Annotated in this window: 13 protein-coding genes and 1 tRNA gene; 3 read left to right on the forward strand and 11 right to left on the reverse strand. The window is 46.9% G+C overall.

What is annotated here, in order from left to right:
• Positions 1-50: 50 nt before the first annotated feature.
• From fkpB to LG272_RS10780, 8 genes are all read right to left on the reverse strand, one after another.
• Complete coding sequence (gene fkpB / locus LG272_RS10745; protein WP_126759294.1) at positions 51-491, reverse strand: FKBP-type peptidyl-prolyl cis-trans isomerase; 441 nt, start codon at positions 489-491, stop codon at positions 51-53.
• The gene (gene lspA, locus LG272_RS10750) at positions 488-997 is read right to left on the reverse strand and encodes a signal peptidase II (RefSeq protein WP_404408473.1); all 510 of its coding nucleotides are present in this window, start codon (positions 995-997) and stop codon (positions 488-490) included. The genes fkpB and lspA overlap by 4 nt, the downstream gene beginning before the upstream one ends.
• Positions 990-3,842 (reverse strand): isoleucine--tRNA ligase, encoded by a 2,853-nt coding sequence (gene ileS, locus LG272_RS10755; protein WP_404408475.1) that lies wholly within the window; start codon positions 3,840-3,842, stop codon positions 990-992. The genes lspA and ileS overlap by 8 nt, the downstream gene beginning before the upstream one ends.
• Before the next feature lie 132 nt (positions 3,843-3,974).
• Positions 3,975-4,907: a bifunctional riboflavin kinase/FAD synthetase gene (gene ribF / locus LG272_RS10760; protein WP_404408477.1), complete on the reverse strand. Its 933-nt coding sequence runs from the start codon at positions 4,905-4,907 to the stop codon at positions 3,975-3,977.
• A gap of 81 nt (positions 4,908-4,988) precedes the next feature.
• A complete protein-coding gene (locus LG272_RS10765) occupies positions 4,989-5,336 on the reverse strand; it encodes a hypothetical protein (RefSeq protein WP_404408479.1) in 348 nt (115 codons plus the stop codon).
• Complete coding sequence (locus tag LG272_RS10770; RefSeq protein WP_404408481.1) at positions 5,320-5,598, reverse strand: type II toxin-antitoxin system prevent-host-death family antitoxin; 279 nt, start codon at positions 5,596-5,598, stop codon at positions 5,320-5,322. The genes LG272_RS10765 and LG272_RS10770 overlap by 17 nt, the downstream gene beginning before the upstream one ends.
• Positions 5,599-5,843: 245 nt before the next feature.
• Complete coding sequence (murJ, locus tag LG272_RS10775) at positions 5,844-7,403, reverse strand: murein biosynthesis integral membrane protein MurJ (protein ID WP_404408483.1); 1,560 nt, start codon at positions 7,401-7,403, stop codon at positions 5,844-5,846.
• Positions 7,404-7,457: 54 nt separating this feature from the next.
• Positions 7,458-7,814, reverse strand: coding sequence for a four helix bundle protein (locus LG272_RS10780; RefSeq protein WP_404408485.1), 357 nt, complete (start codon positions 7,812-7,814; stop codon positions 7,458-7,460).
• A gap of 152 nt (positions 7,815-7,966) precedes the next feature.
• On the opposite strand from LG272_RS10780, the gene rpsT reads away from it, so the two are divergent.
• The 3 genes from rpsT to LG272_RS10795 all read left to right on the forward strand — a co-directional run bounded on the left by rpsT (position 7,967) and on the right by LG272_RS10795 (position 10,086).
• Positions 7,967-8,227 carry a 30S ribosomal protein S20 gene (gene rpsT, locus LG272_RS10785; protein WP_404408487.1) on the forward strand — a complete coding sequence of 87 codons (261 nt, stop codon included), beginning with the start codon at positions 7,967-7,969 and terminating at the stop codon, positions 8,225-8,227.
• Positions 8,228-8,309: 82 nt separating this feature from the next.
• A tRNA-Arg gene (locus LG272_RS10790) sits at positions 8,310-8,386 on the forward strand.
• Positions 8,387-8,472: 86 nt separating this feature from the next.
• Complete coding sequence (locus LG272_RS10795; protein ID WP_404408489.1) at positions 8,473-10,086, forward strand: 2OG-Fe(II) oxygenase family protein; 1,614 nt, start codon at positions 8,473-8,475, stop codon at positions 10,084-10,086.
• A gap of 7 nt (positions 10,087-10,093) precedes the next feature.
• On the opposite strand, the gene LG272_RS10800 is transcribed toward LG272_RS10795, so the two are convergent.
• The 3 genes from LG272_RS10800 to LG272_RS10810 all read right to left on the reverse strand — a co-directional run bounded on the left by LG272_RS10800 (position 10,094) and on the right by LG272_RS10810 (position 16,801).
• Positions 10,094-11,656 (reverse strand): tetratricopeptide repeat-containing sulfotransferase family protein, encoded by a 1,563-nt coding sequence (locus LG272_RS10800; protein ID WP_404408491.1) that lies wholly within the window; start codon positions 11,654-11,656, stop codon positions 10,094-10,096.
• A 94-nt stretch (positions 11,657-11,750) separates the two neighbouring features.
• The gene (locus LG272_RS10805; protein ID WP_404408493.1) at positions 11,751-14,603 is read right to left on the reverse strand and encodes a TonB-dependent receptor domain-containing protein; all 2,853 of its coding nucleotides are present in this window, start codon (positions 14,601-14,603) and stop codon (positions 11,751-11,753) included.
• Between the two features lie 233 nt (positions 14,604-14,836).
• Positions 14,837-16,801, reverse strand: coding sequence for a prolyl oligopeptidase family serine peptidase (locus LG272_RS10810; protein ID WP_404408495.1), 1,965 nt, complete (start codon positions 16,799-16,801; stop codon positions 14,837-14,839).
• Positions 16,802-16,842 lie beyond the last annotated feature (41 nt).

Consider the following 16,842-nt stretch of genomic DNA (forward strand, 5'->3'; position numbering starts at 1 on the left):
TTCGATTTCCTAATATCTAATATCTAAGTGCTAATATCGCTTTCGCTTTTTTACGGATTTACCTCAATAATTTCAACGGCAAATCGTACACGTTGGCCTGCCAACGGATGATTAAAATCAATCGTCACAAACTGATCATTGATTGCCCGCACAATGCCTGGCAACTCGGTGCCATCAGGTTGTGGAAAAGTAAAAATTTGACCAACTTCGGGGCGATCTGCGCCGAACTTGGTGGTATCTACCTGATAGTAGTTGTCTTTGTTCGGCATACCAAAAGCATCTTCTGGTGCCAATTCAAACTCGCGGGCATCGCCGGCTTTTAAGCCGACCAAACACGATTCAAAATTTTCCGTTAATGAGCCATCGCCCATTCGAAATTTCGCTGGTTTGCCAGACATCTTAGTACTATCAGCAACCGAATCATCGGTTAATTTAATAGTGAAATGCAAAATCACTTCGCGACCGTGTTCGATCGGGAGACGACTGATCATGACTGTGGCTCCTGACGTTGCTCAAAAAACGCCTCTAATAACATGAGTACTGCGCCGATAGTAATCGCCATATCGGCAACGTTAAATGCCGGCCAGTGCCAATCATTCACATACACATCAATAAAATCAATAACATAACCATACATGATGCGGTCGATAACATTTCCAATCGCGCCAGCCAAAATTAGCGCAAAAGCAAGATTTTGACGCCACATGTTGGCAGGATTACGGCGTAGCCAAATGAGTAATACCACGCTCACGGCAATCGCTAAAAATGTGAATAACCAGCGCTGCCAGCCGCCTTGATCGCTCAAGAAGCTAAAAGCGGCGCCCATGTTACGCACGTAGGTCAAATTTAAATAGGGCATCACCTCAATGCTTTCGTATAAATCGAAAACACGAATCACCCATTGCTTGGTAAATTGATCCAAAACAATAAGCAATAGAGTTAGCCACAAAAAGCGCAACCCACTGGCGCGCTTTTGTAAATCAGTTGGCTTAAGCAAAATGGCGCTCCTCTCCAGCTCCATCAACGTTGGTCACACAGCGTTGGCATAGCGTTGGGTGGTTCGCAATCGTGCCAACCTCCTCACGATGGTGCCAACAGCGCTCGCATTTTTCATGAGCCGATTTCGCTACCTTCACCCAAACACCGTCAAGTTCAGTTGCGACAGCACCCGCTGGTGCCGCGTCAACAGTTTCCACGTCAACGGCAGAGGTAATAAAGGCAAAGCGTAGCTCATCTTTAAGGCTATTTAATTGCGCAGCAATATCAGCTACTGCGTATACCGTCACTTCGGCTTGTAAACTACCGCCAATCACATCATCGCGACGCGCTTGTTCAAGCATACGGTTCACTTCATCACGCACTTCAAGCACTGTTTGCCACAAAGCGTTATCCGCTGGACTCACAGTAATCTGTGCGGCGTCACGATACCAGCTTTCGGTAAACACATAACGCGAGCGCGCTTCCCCGTTGGCGAGTTGCTTCGGTAAGGCATCCCAAATCTCTTGCGCTGTAAAGCTACATATCGGTGCCAACCAACGAACCAGCATTTCGGCAATGTGATACAACGCAGTCTGACATGAACGACGCGCCACGCTGTCTCGTTTCGCTGTGTACTGACGATCTTTAATCACGTCTAGATAGAAGCTGCCTAACTCAATTGAGCAGAAGTGCATAATCTTTTGCACGACGCCGTGAAACTGGTAGTCATCTAACGCTTTTAGAATCTCTTCTTGCAAGCTAACGGCGCGCGCCACAATCCACTTATCAATCGCAACCATATCGTCGGCCGCAACAGCGTGTTTGCTTGGCTCAAACTCGTTTATGTTAGCCAATAAGAAACGCGAGGTGTTACGAATACGACGATAGCTATCGGCTGAACGTTTTAAGATTTCATCAGAAACCGTCATTTCACCCGAGTAATCCGTTGCCGCAACCCACAAACGTAAGATGTCACCGCCTAACTTGTTCATCACTTCAAGCGGAGCAATGACGTTGCCGATCGATTTCGACATTTTGCGGCCTTGCCCATCAACCGTGAAACCATGCGTTAGCACTTGCTTATATGGTGCTTTTTTGTACATCGCCACACCAGTTAACAATGACGACTGGAACCAGCCACGGTGTTGGTCAGAACCTTCAAGATATAAATCCGCAGGCCACTGCAAGCCAGGCGTTTTATTCAACACAGCTTCGTGCGTCACACCCGAATCGAACCAGACATCTAGCGTGTCGGTCACTTTGCGATAATCCGCGGCTTCATCACCTAATAACGCTTCTGGCTCTAAATCGAACCACGCCTGAATGCCATCTTTTTCAACGCGTTTCGCAACTTCTTCCATCAGCTCCAACGTACGCGGATGTAATTCATCATTATCACGACGTACAAATACAGCAATCGGATTACCCCAAGTGCGTTGACGCGAAATACACCAGTCAGGACGACCATCCACCATGCTTTCGATGCGGCTTTGACCCCATTCAGGTACCCAACGCACTTGCTTAATTTGTTCTAATGCTTTCGCGCGCAAGCCTTGTTTGTCCATGCTAATGAACCACTGTGGGGTAGCACGGAAAATAATCGGCGTTTTATGGCGCCAACAATGTGGATACGAGTGATTATAGGCTTCATGATGAATCAAGCGCCCAGCTTCTTGTAGCGCATCGACAATATTGGGGTTCGCTTTCATCACGTGCTGACCAGCGAACATTGGCGTGTCATCTTTGTACACACCGTTATCGCCAACCGGGTTATACACCTCGATGCCGTAACGTTGACCTACAATAAAGTCATCAACACCGTGGCCTGGCGCCGTGTGCACACAGCCCGTACCCGAATCAGTGGTCACATGCTCACCAAGAATCAATGGCACCTGAATATCTGCAAACAACGGATGATTCACTTTCACATTTTCAAGTGCTTCGCCTTTCGCAAAGCCAAGCTTGTGATAAGCATCAATGCCCCAGCGTTCCATTGCTGATTTAACTAATTCATCAGCAAGTACCAAACGCATCGCCGGCCGCTCATCGGTGGCTTCAACCTGAACGAGCGTGTAATCAAGGCTCGGATGCAACGAAATTGCGCGGTTTGCTGGAATAGTCCACGGCGTGGTAGTCCAAATAACAACCATCACCTCACCCTCGCCAGCATGGCCGTCTGGGTGATCAAATTTACCCACCAACTCGTCTTCGTTTACAGGCGTAAAACCAACATCGATAGCTGGGGAGCGCTTATCTTGGTACTCAACTTCCGCCTCAGCCAGTGCCGAGCCACAATCGGTACACCAATGCACCGGCTTGAAACCTTGTTGCATATGGCCATTGGCAATAATTTTCGCCAGCGCACGAATGCTATCGGCTTCTTGCTTCGGGTTCATGGTCAAATATGGGTTGTCCCAATCACCAAATACGCCTAACCGTTTAAAATCTTCACGCTGGCCGTCAACCTGAGTCAGTGCATACTCGCGGCATTTTTGACGAAACTCAGCCACACTCAGTTTTTTGCCCGGTTTGCCATGTTTCTTTTCAACTTGCAGCTCAATTGGCAAGCCGTGACAGTCCCAGCCTGGCACATAAGGCGCATCAAAATCGCTCAGCGTTTTCGCTTTCACGATCATGTCTTTCAAAATCTTGTTCACTGCGTGACCAATGTGAATATCACCGTTCGCATACGGGGGGCCATCATGCAAAATAAACACCGGCTTACCCGCCTTCGCTTGGCGAATGAGGCCGTACACATCATCGGTGTACCACTGTTGCAACATCTGCGGCTCTCGCTGCGCCAAATTCCCGCGCATCGGAAACTCAGTTTCCGGCAGATTCAGTGTGTGTTTGTAGTCGGTCATTATTTCGGTTCCTTTTTCGGGGGTGTTATCTGCCCCACAACTTATTTCAATTTTTGAATTCGAGTAGGATATTAGCTATCAGATATTTGATATTAGACAAAACACAAATACCCGAAACATCAGCTCTAATATCTAATATCCAATAGCTAATATCGCCTTTGCTTTTTCAGCGTCGGCGGCTATTTGTTGCTGTAGCTGCGCAAAATCAGCGAACTTCTGCTCAGCGCGAATAAAATGCGTCGGCACCACCCGCAACTGCTGCCCATATAAATCACCAACAAAATCGAACAAATGCACCTCAAGCTGCACCCGCTCGCCATTTAATGTTGGGCGTCTACCAATATTAGCAACGCCTGCATGCATTTTGCCATCATTGCATTGTACCTGCACAGCAAATACACCCTGAAGTGGCGAATGCAACCGTTTTAACTGAATATTTGCGGTTGGAAAGCCGATAGTACGACCTTTTTTCTCACCGTGCACCACACGACCTTCAAACGCATAAGGACGACCTAACATCGCGGCTGCTTGAGTAAAGTCACCATCGCTTAAACATTGACGTATCGCTGTGCTGCTGACGCGCTGCTGTTGTTGGCGATAACTTTGTGTATCAACAACCTCAAAGCCGAGCTCTGCGCCCGCACGCTGCAACATTGCAAAATCGCCTTCGCGCCCGTGACCAAAGCGAAAATCATCACCAACCACCAAAAACTGCACGCCGAGCATGTCAACCAGCACTCGCTCGATAAACTCGCGTGCCGGCAGATTAGAAAATTTACGATTAAACTCGATGACAATATGGCGATCGATACCCTGCTCACGCAGCGCCATGTGCTTTTCGCGAAAATTGGTCAGCCGCGCCGGCGCTTTATCAGGCTGAAACAGCTCTTGCGGTTGCGGCTCAAACGTCATCACCGTCGCCGGAACACCGCGTGCTAGCGCCTGCGCCTTTACCTGCGCCAACACCGCTTGATGCCCCAAATGAACACCATCAAAGTTGCCGATAGTAAGTACACACCCACGGTGCTCAGATCGAATGTTATGGATTCCGCGAATTAACTGCATCAGTGCGTCGCAAGCCTGTCGTTATATCAGGTGATTAACAAAGCGGCGATTATAACAGGCAAGCCAAACGCTAACCAGACACTAAGGGCTCATTAATACCAGCTGAAATAGCTGATCACGCAGATCTTGCCTCGTTCGCAAAAATAACAAGGCTGAAATAAGAGAATCATCGCTCTCGGCAAGCCGATAAATAACCCGAATCTGCGCTTTTGTATCAACAAACTCATAATATTGACCAAATCCTAACTCGGCGCTTTCCAAGCATCGAGCGCCTCCCTGCGGAAACATCGAAACTCTCTGTTCGAATAGATCAAGCACGGTATCGACAAATTTTTGCGCCGCTCGATACCCGACTTTTTTTGTAAGAAACCTGACCTGGTCGCGAGCTTGCGATTGGAAATGGCTCGGATAATTAATTGATATCGTCATCTGCGCCGAGCTCCTCTGCCAATCCTTTGAACAGCTCTTCGCGGCTAACAACACGACCAGCCCGAACATCCTTTTCAGCCAATGCAATCATTTTCAACATCGCCATCTGCTCTTGCATGGCTTCGTATTGGGCAGGATCTTGCACCACATACAACGGTTCACCGTTCTGGGTCACCAAAACCGGTTCATTCACATCCATGGTCGCAATTTCTTTCTTAAACCCTGAAACAGTGGTCACGCGCGGGCGTTTAACGGTATACATGGCTCTTATTCCTTGTTGGTGGTTTCAGGAATAAGATTAGACGAGAATGGCGGAGAAGTCTAAATAAAGACCAAATATAGACCCACCGAAAAACAAAGGCGATATTAGCTATTGGATATTAGATATTAGGAAATCGAAAACGATATTAGCACTCAGATATCAGATACTAGCTCTGACTATTCGGCTTTTTCTAATATCTGATATCCAATAGCTAATATCGTACTAGCTCTTCTAATATCCAATATCTAATAGCTAATATCGTTTTTGCTCTTCACAACGCGGAGGAGGAGGAGGGAGAGTAAGTACGTGCCCCCACCCGCGCCAATCAACAACGCCAACTGCCACACCCGATCAATAAATTCAGCCGCAAGCCACCACGAACGAGCAGGCACAAGATAGAGCACGACTGCGACCATCGCCGCCACAGCGAGCGCCACTTTCGAGAGGTAGGTTAATGTTCCGGGGTAACGTTTAAGTACGCCATCGCGCCACAGGTTATAGCCCAGTAAACCGGCGTTCACTGCAGCAGACAGAGATGTTGCAATGGCTAAGCCGACATAACCGTAAGGAATCGCGAAAATGATATTGAACACCATGTTGGTCACCATGGCGATAATGCCGTACTTCACGGGTCGCTTGGTATCTTGGCGTGAATAGAAGCCAGTCGCCAATACCTTCACCAACATGAAACTCAGTAAGCCCGAGCCGTACGCAAATAAACTATAGGAGGCCAAGCGCGCATCTTCAGGCGTAAATTCACCCCGCATGAACAACACCATCAGCATAGGTTCCGCCAGCACAATCAAACCGCACATGGCCGGTAATCCAAGCAGTACAACCGTACGAATACCCCAATCCAAAGTACGGCTGAACTCTTCGGCTGACTTGTCCACATGACGTGAGCTTAAAGCTGGCAAAATAACCGTCGCAATCGCAATGCCAAATAATCCCAACGGAAATTCCAATAACCGGTCAGAGTAATATAACCAGCTAATTGAACCACTCATTAAAAACGACGCGATAAACGTATCCAGCAGTAAGTTAATCTGACTTACCGACACACCAAATAACGCAGGAATCATCAACGTGCGGATTTTGGTTACCCCAGGGTCACGCCATCCCCAGCGCGGACGAACCAACAACCCTGCGCGTTTCAAAAACGGAATTTGAAATAGAAACTGAACAGCGCCACCAACAAATACACCCCATGCCAAAGCGTATTCAGGTTGCTCCAGTTGCGGCGCAATCCAAATGGCGAAAACAATAATCGCAATATTCAAAAAAACCGGCGTAAACGCCGCCACCGCAAACTTTCCAATCGTATTCAGAATCGCGCCAGCTAACGCCGTAAAGGTAATAAACCACAAATACGGAAACGTAATACGCAACAAGTCTGCCGCCAAAACAAACTTATGCCCCTGCGGACCATCGTGGTACCAATCAAGAAACCAACCCGTACCAAACATCGCTGCCACCACCGGCGAGGCAATCACACCCACCAATGTCACTATGGTGACTAACGTCCCCAATGTTCCAGCCACCCGAGCAATCAACAAGCGCTGCTCATCCAGCGTCTTACCCTGCTTATACTCCGTCAGCACCGGCACAAAAGCCTGCGCAAATGCCCCTTCCGCAAACAACCGTCGCAAAAAGTTCGGTATCTTGTTCGCAAAGAAGAACACATCGGCCGCCGCCCCAGCCCCCATCAAATTCGCAATCACCACATCGCGCACAAGCCCAAGCACACGCGATATGAGCGTCATGAAGCTAACAATGATGCCGGATTTAGTAAGCGATTTTGACAATGGAACCTCAAGTACGATATTAGCTATTGGATATTAGATATTAGTAAAACCTAGTTAAGTCGAATCGACTAGCATCATTTTCTTGGTTGAATTGATCAAACCATTAAGTAGTCGGTAAACGAAGCGAGTTTCATTATGCAAACGACAATCGACGTAACCTAATCGAAAACTTATTTCGAGCTGTGTTTCTAACTCAGCAAGAGAACCACGAGCAATGTAATAGAATCTTATTTGTTCTCTGTAAGAGCCCCTGCCAGCACCTTCCGCTATGTTGCTAGAAACAGAAACCACGGCTCGCCGCATTTGACTGACAAGCCCGAATAATTCATGTCCCGGAAAACTATCAGTTATCTTATAGACTGATACGCATAAGTCCATCGCCGAATTATAAACTTTCAAATCTTTAAACATGAACACCTCCCTGTGCCATGCAATCTTAACCCGTTTTTTCTAATATCTAATATCCAATAGCTAATATCGTCCTTGACTTTCAGTCGGAAAACAGGCATATTCCCCGCCCTACAAAACCATTGCACATAGATAACGAATTTTAGGAGTTCACCTTGGCTAACATTAAGTCTGCTAAAAAGCGTGCGGTACAAGCGGAAAAGAACCGTCGCCACAACGCGAGCCGTCGCTCAATGATGCGTACCTTGATGAAGAAAGTAACTGCTGCAATTGAAGCAGGCGATAAAGCGACTGCACAGCAGGCATTTACTAGCCTTCAACCGGTACTTGACCGTTACGCGACTAAAGGTCTCATCGGTAAAAACAAAGCCGCTCGTCATAAGAGCCGCTTCAACGCGAAAATCAGCGCTCTGTAAGACGCTGTTCGGTTGCGTTACCGACGTACGATTTAAAAAAACCAGCTGCGGCTGGTTTTTTTATGTCTATTATAAAGCGCGTGTCCCCGTAGCTCAGCTGGATAGAGCAGCCCCCTCCTAAGGGGCAGGTCGCAGGTTCGACTCCTGCCGGGGACGCCAACAAGTAATTCATCGCAAAACTTGATCCATTCATCGCTCAGTGGTACAAAATCTACACAACAATAATAATAAAAAGTGTAGTAACCATGACCGATGTACAAAAATTGTTCCAGCAAGCTGTTAATGCCTTTCGCGCCGAGCAATATAGCGAGGCGGAGCACCAATGCAGGCACTTACTTCGATTCAATGCAAAGCACCCCGACGTACTTCATATTTTGGCACTGAGCCTACAGCATCAACATCAACCTAAAGCAGCCGCCGAAAATTTAAAAGCGGCACTCAAACATAACCCGCACCATTGCCCGTCTCGGAAAAGTCTAATCGCACTTTATATTCAACATGGTCATTACGACGCTGCGCAACAAGAAATCGATGCACTTATTCAAGATCAACCAAATCACTTTGAACCTTATTTTTTGCAAGCCAAGCTTTATCGGGAGTTAGGTTTGGCTACAGAAGCCATGGAAGCGATTCAGCATGCCAAGCAGAAATTACAACAGCCCTCTCCCATCGTTGATTATTTAAAAGCATGTATTCATTACGACCTCGAAGATTACGAGCGAACCGAAGTAATTTTGCAGAATTTAGTGCGACAACTACCAGAGTATATTGATGCGCACGTCGCGCTGAATAAGCTGTACTGGGAATATGGCCCGCAAGAAAAGTTTTTAGACTCTTTTAAGCTAGCTCTCGAACGTTTACCGCAATCGCGTCCGCTACTATTTAATCTTGCCACTCATAAACTTTTAGCAGGAAAACTCCAAGAAACTCTGGAGCTTTGTCAGAGTGTCGTTCAAAAGCACTCACAGTGGGCTGAATTTCATCATTTACAAGGCGTAACCCTTGCTCGACTTAAACAACCTGACGAGGCGCGCGGTGCGTATCAGAAAGCGGTTGAGTTAAATCCTAACAGCATTCGCCATCAACTCGATTTAGCAGTGAATTTAATGCGTCACGGTGACTATGAAGATGCGCTTCAGCACGTAAAAGCCGTTGCAAAAATGCACCCTTACAATCAAGAAATGTTGGCTTATCAGGCGCTCTGTTTTCAAGCACTTGGTAACGACAAAGCGCAATGGCTTAACAATTATGAGCAGTTTGTGAAGGTTGTTCCGTTGCAGGTACCACAAAGCTATTCATCTATCGAGAGCTTCATGGACGAGTTAGCTGAGACCCTCTCGGGCATGCACAACAGCACCCAACATCCGCTTGACCAGAGTGTGCGCCATGGCACCCAGACGATGGGAAATTTGTTTGCCAACAAAGCGCCAATAATTGGCGAGCTAAAGCAAATGATAGAGCAGGCAGCACACAGTTATATAGATGGGCTACCAGATGATTCACAACACCCTTTTTTGCAACGCAAGAATAAGCAAATTCGTTTTACCGGCGCATGGTCGGTGTGTCTAAAAGAGCAAGGTTTTCACACCAATCATGTGCACCCAGAGGGTTGGTTATCGTGTTGTACTTACATTCAATTGCCGCAACAAATTACGCCAAATGATTCGGAACAAGCGGGATGGATTCGCTTTGGCGACCCAGGTATTGAATTACCCGGGTTAACGCCAGTTACCGAGGCAAAGTGCCCTCAGGTTGGCTATTGTGTGTTCTTCCCAAGTTATTTCTTTCACGGAACAGTGCCGTTCAGCGGGCATGGAGCTCGCATCACGGCACCTTGTGATATTTCACCGCAGTGGTAACAAGGGTTTATTTACCACTTAAGGCTTCACGCAGTGTGTTGAGATGCTTCTCAACATGCTGCACCTTGCCCACAGATGATTGATACACCGGCTGACGCACCTGAGCACTACTTGCCGTTGTTGACGCTGTATCTTGCTTATGAAACTCAAGCACACCGTCTTCCCAGGCCAATCCGCAGTAATCAATCAACGCTTTCGCTTGCTTCTCGGTCTTAGTAACCAAATCTTCGTAGCTAACAGCGAAAATATCTTTCTTAAATAGCTTATGCCACAAAGCCATCACTTCTTGGTATTTCGCGAAATAATGACCAAGCTCTCGTTGATCATACGAGAAACTGTAGACTTGATAGAACATGGTCTTATAAATGGCATAGCACGCATCGAGTGGGTCGCGCTGCAGATTGATGAACTTAGCGTGAGGCAACGCTTTCTTGATGAAGCCAATGTACAAGAAATTGAATGGTAGTTTATCCACCACATATTTCGCATTGCCAGCAACATCTTTAAGCTGTGCTAAGTAGCGCTGACCTAGCGCTTCAAAATCGACTTGCTTTAATGCTTCATCGCGCGACAATTTTCCACCAGAAGCAGCTTGAATATCATTAATTGCTGTGGCAATAAGCCATGGAAAATCTTGGAATTCACCAGCACTCACCACATCGCTGTGTGCTGCCAGCATACGCTCTACCAAAGTGGTACCAGTACGTGGCATACCAACCACAAAAATCGGGGTTGTCTTCGATTTTGATTCTTTACCTGAATAGTCAAATTCTTTTGCAACGTTTATCAACTGGTCAATCGCAGTAAGCTCGGCTTCTTCGTTGTATTGAACCGTCGCCCTTTTTAATTCATTGGCTTTTTCTAATGCCTCAAACGATTTATCGTACTCACCTAAATCTTCCAGCTCTTTCGCTAGAGCAAACCAAATGGGTGCATCACCCGCTTCTGATTTTTCTAAGCGTGTCTGTAGTTCAGCAACGTGATTATCATTTGGCGTTTGTTTACGCAGCGCTGAACGCATGTGATAAGCATTGGCGACCTTGCCTTGGGTTGCTTGAATAACCCAATCAAAATTCTTTTCGGCCGCCGACATTTTGTTTAAAAAGAACTGTTGGCTGGCTTGTTCATAACGCACTTCAATATTCTCTGGCTGCTCCTTGGCTAGCGCAGTTAACAACTTCAGAGCTAACTTAGGTTGCTCCAATTGCTGATAGATACGGGCGATATGATGTAAAAATTGTGGACCTGCTTGAATTGACTTCTCGGCGTGTTTAGCTAGCTTCAGTGCTTCTTTGCGGCGACGCAACTGCACTAACACACGTAATTTGTCAGCCACCAACACGGGTTGGTCAGGCATTTGCTCGAGCGCTTTGTCTAGATACTCTAACGCCCCTGAAGCATCCTGAACATACATCGCTAATTGATGGGCGCGATGTAGTACCGGAACGTTTGCGTCTTTTGTCGCCCCACGAATAAGTTCACGGGCTTCTTGAAACTTTTGCTGACTCGCGAGCCCCTGCACTTGTTGGACAATATGCTGAAGCGGATCTTGAACTGTCTTGGACTGCATCTCAGCCACCTGTTCTAAAATACTGTTTTGCAATAAAAAGCGGCGACCAAGGTCGCCGCTTCACTTACTTGTTGTTTACCACATCTAAATTGAATTAGAAGCGGAAAGTAACACTAGCGTGGATGTAACGACCTAAGGTGTCGTAGAAACCAGCAACAGTGTTCGCGTTAGTAGCCAATGAACCGCCTACCAATGGTGGCTCTTTGTCTAACACGTTGTTGATACCAACCAACAATGAAGTATTTTCGTTAACTTCGAAAGTACTTACTAAGTCGATGTAGCTTTGTGATGCGATACCGCGATCCAACAAGATTTGGTCAGTTGAACCAGTGTAGTCAACACCACCGAAGTAACGCCATTTAACTTGAGCGGTCCAGATATCGTCTGGAGTATAAGTTACCGCTAAAGAGTGACGCCAATCTGGCTGCGGGAAGCAGTTGGTGCTGATTTGGCCAGCACAGTCAACGCCTGCAGCATCAGTGTACTTCTCAAGGTAGTATGAACCGTTCATACGTGCAGTGATAGTACCGCCAAGAACGTCTTCAACAGTGTAGTTAACGTTCATGTCAATACCACGGTAGTTCTCAGTACCAACGTTCAAGTTAGTAGCGATTACATAACCGTCCTCACCACGCCACAAGCTGCCGCCTGGACCACGTACTACGTTGTCACAGTAAACTGCATCACCGGTCAACGCACACTGACGAAGGGTGTTTTCAGCACCTAAGGTACCGATTACGTCTTCAATGTCGATTGCCCAGTAGTCAACTGTGAAGTTCAAGTTATCCAATGGGTTACCAACTACACCGATGGTGTAAGTGTCAGCAACTTCTGGTTGAAGGTTCAAGTTACCACCGAAGATACCGTTGTACTGAGACGCTGGGCTCTCACCAACTGAACCGTATTGGTCAGTAGGTACACCAGTGTTCGCACACTGTGCCGCTGTATACTCAGGAGTATCGCCAGCACATGGGTCTTCACCGCTCCACAAGCCAAGTGAGCTTGCTGAGAACAATTCAGCAACGTTTGGTGCACGTACTGCACGGTTGTAGCTAGCACGGATTTTCCAATCCGCTGTTACGTTGTAATCTAACGCTGCTTTATAGGTAGTTTCGTTACCTGAAGTGCTGTAGTCAGAGAAACGTACGCCCAAGTCTAAAGTCATGCTGTCGATGCCATCACGGCCTTCAGCAATTGGTACGCTTAACTCACCGAACAATTCTTTAACGTTGTAACCACCAGCTAAGCTGTTAGTTGGGCCACCTTGACCAGCCAACGCACCTTCTTGATAGATGGTGTCAGCGATACGCTCGAAGTCAACTTCACGGTTTTCGAAACCAAATACCGCTGCCATTGGCAAGTCAGAGCTTGGCAAGCTAGCGTCGAATTCACCAGTCACGAAACCACTTAAGATACGCTGTGAAGTGATACCGTTCATGATTGCAACACCGCCCAAGCCGTCAGCTGCTTCTGCAGAAACGCCATTTGGAACGAATACTGGGTATGGGATACAGTCGCCAGTACAAGCGTCGTAACCATTTGCACCTAATGCAGAACCGATGTAATCAACATAGAAGTCGTTGATGTACGCAGTGCTTGAAGAAGTTGAACCATACTGGAATGACAAGTCATATGACCAGTTTGAGTTCAGGTAACCTTCAGCACCGAATACCATGCGGTATGCGCTGTGCTCAAGAGCATTCTGACGAGGACCACCCTCTACGTTACGCTTACCGATGTATGCACCAACAGTGTCTGCGTCAGCACCGAATGCATCTTGCAATTGTGCACGTTGTGCATCGCTGAAGATTGCATTATCGATATCAAATTCAAAGTACTGGAAGAACACACCTGACTCAGCGATCTGAGCAACAGTGCGGTCGTGCATGTAGCTGATTTCCATGTACGGACGGAATGAGTCGTTTACGTCATAGTTAACAAACGCACCCATGGTGTAACGGGTATCAGGACGCATGAAGTGGTTGATTGGCGCATAGTTATACACGTTAGAACCATCATACGGACGGAAAGTACCGTCAGCACCTAATGACCACAATACTTCTTGGTCTAGGTCATACTCGCCACCAACAATTGGTGCGAAGTAAGTGTTTGGTAATGGCGCAGTTGCAGAACCACCACACGCAGTACCTGCCGCGTTCAGAGCACATGATGAATAGTCACGTGATTCTTGACGAAGCTCGTTGATTTGACGCCATGTAGCATATGCAGTTGCGTGACCTTTACCGTCAGCGAACGTGCTACCCATGGTTACGTCGATGTTGTACGACTTACCGTCGATGCCGCTACCACCAGTAGGATAACCGAAGTTACGTGCATCCATCAGGCCTTGCATATAGTCGTTGCCGTTGCTGTGCTGGTAACCAGACGCACCAACGTTAACTTCTAGACCTTCGAAGTCGTCTTTCATTACGAAGTTAACAACACCGGCTACCGCATCGGCACCGTAAGTTGCAGAACCACCACCAGTCAAGATTTCAACACGCTCAACAAGCGCAGCTGGAACTTGGTTTACGTCAGGGGCTTGTGAATAGATACCACCTGATTGTAGACGGCGGCCATTCATCAGAACCAACGTACGGTTAGTACCAACACCACGAAGGTCAAGTGTTGCAACACCAGACGCACCGTTAGCGATGTATGAAGTTTGCGCAGCTTCTACCTGTGGCAAGCTGTTCATCAAGTCTTCGATACGGGTAAAACCAGAGTTTTTGATTTCTTCAGAAGAGGTGATTTGTACTGGGCTAGATGATTCATAGTCAGTACGTTTGATACGTGAACCTGTTACGGTAATACGTTCTTGGGCTTCTTCAGCTTCTTCGTCACCAGACTGATCCTGCGCTGCCGCAGTGCCTGATAACGCAAGTGAAGCGCCACCGAACATAAGAGCTAAGCGGATAGACTTAGCCAATTTATTATTAGTATACATACTGTGTTCTCCCTGGATCACTTTATAGGTGATTTACTAGGTTTAAAGTCGGCACGTGAACGCCCTCGTGCGTCGACGATCAAGGCTTACAAAGCGCAAACCTTGACCGCTCAGTACTCGATACTAATCAAAAAAAACTATATCGGCAACCTACTTAACGAACAAAAGTACCTAAATATGATTTTTTTTTGTGCATTTAGGGAACTTTTTTTGGTCAACTGGTTAAGCCATATTTATTCGCCTATGTACTTATCAAAGAATGTTAACATGCGCTCCCATCGCTCTATATTGTTTTCAGGTTTGTAGAAACCATGACCTTCGCCGTCTTTCATCATCCATTCGTATGGGTGGTCTTGCTCTTTTAACTTGTCGCGTAAGCGGAACGCATGTTCCTTCGGTACACGAACATCGCGACCACCTTGAATGATAAATACCGGCGCCTTAAGTTTGTCGGTGTTGTGTACCGGTGATTGCGCTTGACGCTCTTCTTTCGTACTTGGCAATACTTGGTCTAAATAGTTTCGACCAGCTTGTGCTTCGGAGATATCACCCTGTTCATACATAAGTTCTAAATCGTAAACACCAACAAAGCCGACGGTACATTTGTATAGGTCAGGCTCACGAATTGCACTCTGCAATGCAGCATAACCACCGTAAGACGCACCATAAACACAGACGCGATCGGCATCGGCAATTTTCTCTTTGATCAAATGCTGCACACCGTCGGTCATGTCATTAATCATCGTGGTTCCCCAATTCTTGTGGCCAAGCTCGAGGAATTCACGACCATAACCACCTGAACCACGGAAGTTCGGTTGTAATACTGCGTAACCATGCTCTGCTAAGACTTTCGCATCGCCATCGATACCTGCTAACGAATCACGAATACCATGAGGACCGCCGTGTGGCACCAGAATTAACGGTAAATTCTCAGCCTTCTTGCCGCGCGGCAAGGTTAATAGTGCGCGAATCGTTAAACCATCTCTTGATGTATAAGTAATTAATTTGGTTTCCGGCATTTCCTTCGCATCAAGCCATGGTGTCGAAGGCGCTAATGGTAATAATTTATTCTCTTGGCTGTTAAACAGATAGAACATCGTTGGTAAATTCGCTGAACCCACACGAATGATCGCTTGACTATTGTCGTGCGTTGCTGAGCTGATACTCACCGAATGATTCGGGAAGCTTTGCATCAGTGCCTGAACAATTTGCACAAAACGCTTATCTTGAATGTCGTCGAAAAATACAGCCTCAATACCATCATATTCAAACGCGGCACCTACCAACTCCTGTGCGCGCCCCTTTGTAATACTCATAATCGGCGCGAGATCGGTACCAGGATGCTCTGCTAACACAGTTTCTTTTTTAGTTTTTAAATCAAGAGTGGCGATGGCTTGCGTATCGGTCTGACTGTTGCTTAGCCCAATCACTTTGGTTGCGTCAGCATTCAATAGCAGCGGAGAAAATCCGCCTTCATCTGTATCGTAACTGGCTAGCTCATACCATTCTTTATTGGCGCCTTCACGTGCCAAAATAACTACTCGGTTATCTGCTTCAGGATCAACACCCACCGCAACACGTGCGATACCTGCACGATCAACCAAAACCTGTACGTTGGTACTGCGATAAGCTTTTAATGGAATACGTCCCTCACTGCGCTTACGACCTGAGTTAGCGCGCATTCTGTAAATATCGAGGTAAGGTTCAGAGGACATCATCGAGCGCGTATAGATTAAAATGTTATCCTCTTCATCAGGCAACATATCGAGCACTTGCGCAAATTCATACTCACCACCATCCGAGCGCGGGCCTGTCAATATAAGTTGATTGCTACCGTCCGCATTCATCGCGAAAATTTCACCGGTTGGCAAAGGCATATCTAATGAGCCAACTTCGCGCGCCATGGTCATAATTAATCGGTTGTCATTCACCCAGTTAAAGCTCGAGACAGACTCGTTCCCTTTACCTTGTGTAACCGAAAGAATTTTATTGTTTTTAATATCCAGAACAGTCAGCTGAATCGTGCCTTCTTCGTTGCGTGCTGTCGCTGCGAGGTGTTTTCCATTTGGAGAAATTTTCACACTGAGGTATTGCGCGTGCTTAGCGTAATTCTCCAGCACCTCTTGTTTTATCTCTGCTGTGCTTGCCAGCGTTGGAATAATCACTGCGGCAATCAGCCATAATTTAGAAATCTTCATCCTAACCTCGTGTTCTGTCTTACTTTGTTATTGTAATTTTG

Source organism: Pseudidiomarina marina (genome assembly GCF_044807045.1).
Classification (GTDB): Bacteria; Pseudomonadota; Gammaproteobacteria; order Enterobacterales; family Alteromonadaceae; genus Pseudidiomarina; species Pseudidiomarina marina.

What these genes read in the sequence shown, in the direction of transcription:
- fkpB (WP_126759294.1), bottom strand. Translation starts at nt 491, where the DNA reads ATGATCAGTCGTCTCCCGATCGAACACGGTCGCGAAGTGATTTTGCAT.
- ileS (WP_404408475.1), bottom strand. Translation starts at nt 3,842, where the DNA reads ATGACCGACTACAAACACACACTGAATCTGCCGGAAACTGAGTTTCCG.
- ribF (WP_404408477.1), bottom strand. Translation starts at nt 4,907, where the DNA reads ATGCAGTTAATTCGCGGAATCCATAACATTCGATCTGAGCACCGTGGG.
- LG272_RS10765 (WP_404408479.1), bottom strand. Translation starts at nt 5,336, where the DNA reads ATGACGATATCAATTAATTATCCGAGCCATTTCCAATCGCAAGCTCGC.
- LG272_RS10770 (WP_404408481.1), bottom strand. Translation starts at nt 5,598, where the DNA reads ATGTATACCGTTAAACGCCCGCGCGTGACCACTGTTTCAGGGTTTAAG.
- LG272_RS10780 (WP_404408485.1), bottom strand. Translation starts at nt 7,814, where the DNA reads ATGTTTAAAGATTTGAAAGTTTATAATTCGGCGATGGACTTATGCGTA.
- LG272_RS10795 (WP_404408489.1), top strand. Translation starts at nt 8,473, where the DNA reads ATGACCGATGTACAAAAATTGTTCCAGCAAGCTGTTAATGCCTTTCGC.
- LG272_RS10800 (WP_404408491.1), bottom strand. Translation starts at nt 11,656, where the DNA reads ATGCAGTCCAAGACAGTTCAAGATCCGCTTCAGCATATTGTCCAACAA.
- LG272_RS10805 (WP_404408493.1), bottom strand. Translation starts at nt 14,603, where the DNA reads ATGTATACTAATAATAAATTGGCTAAGTCTATCCGCTTAGCTCTTATG.
- LG272_RS10810 (WP_404408495.1), bottom strand. Translation starts at nt 16,801, where the DNA reads ATGAAGATTTCTAAATTATGGCTGATTGCCGCAGTGATTATTCCAACG.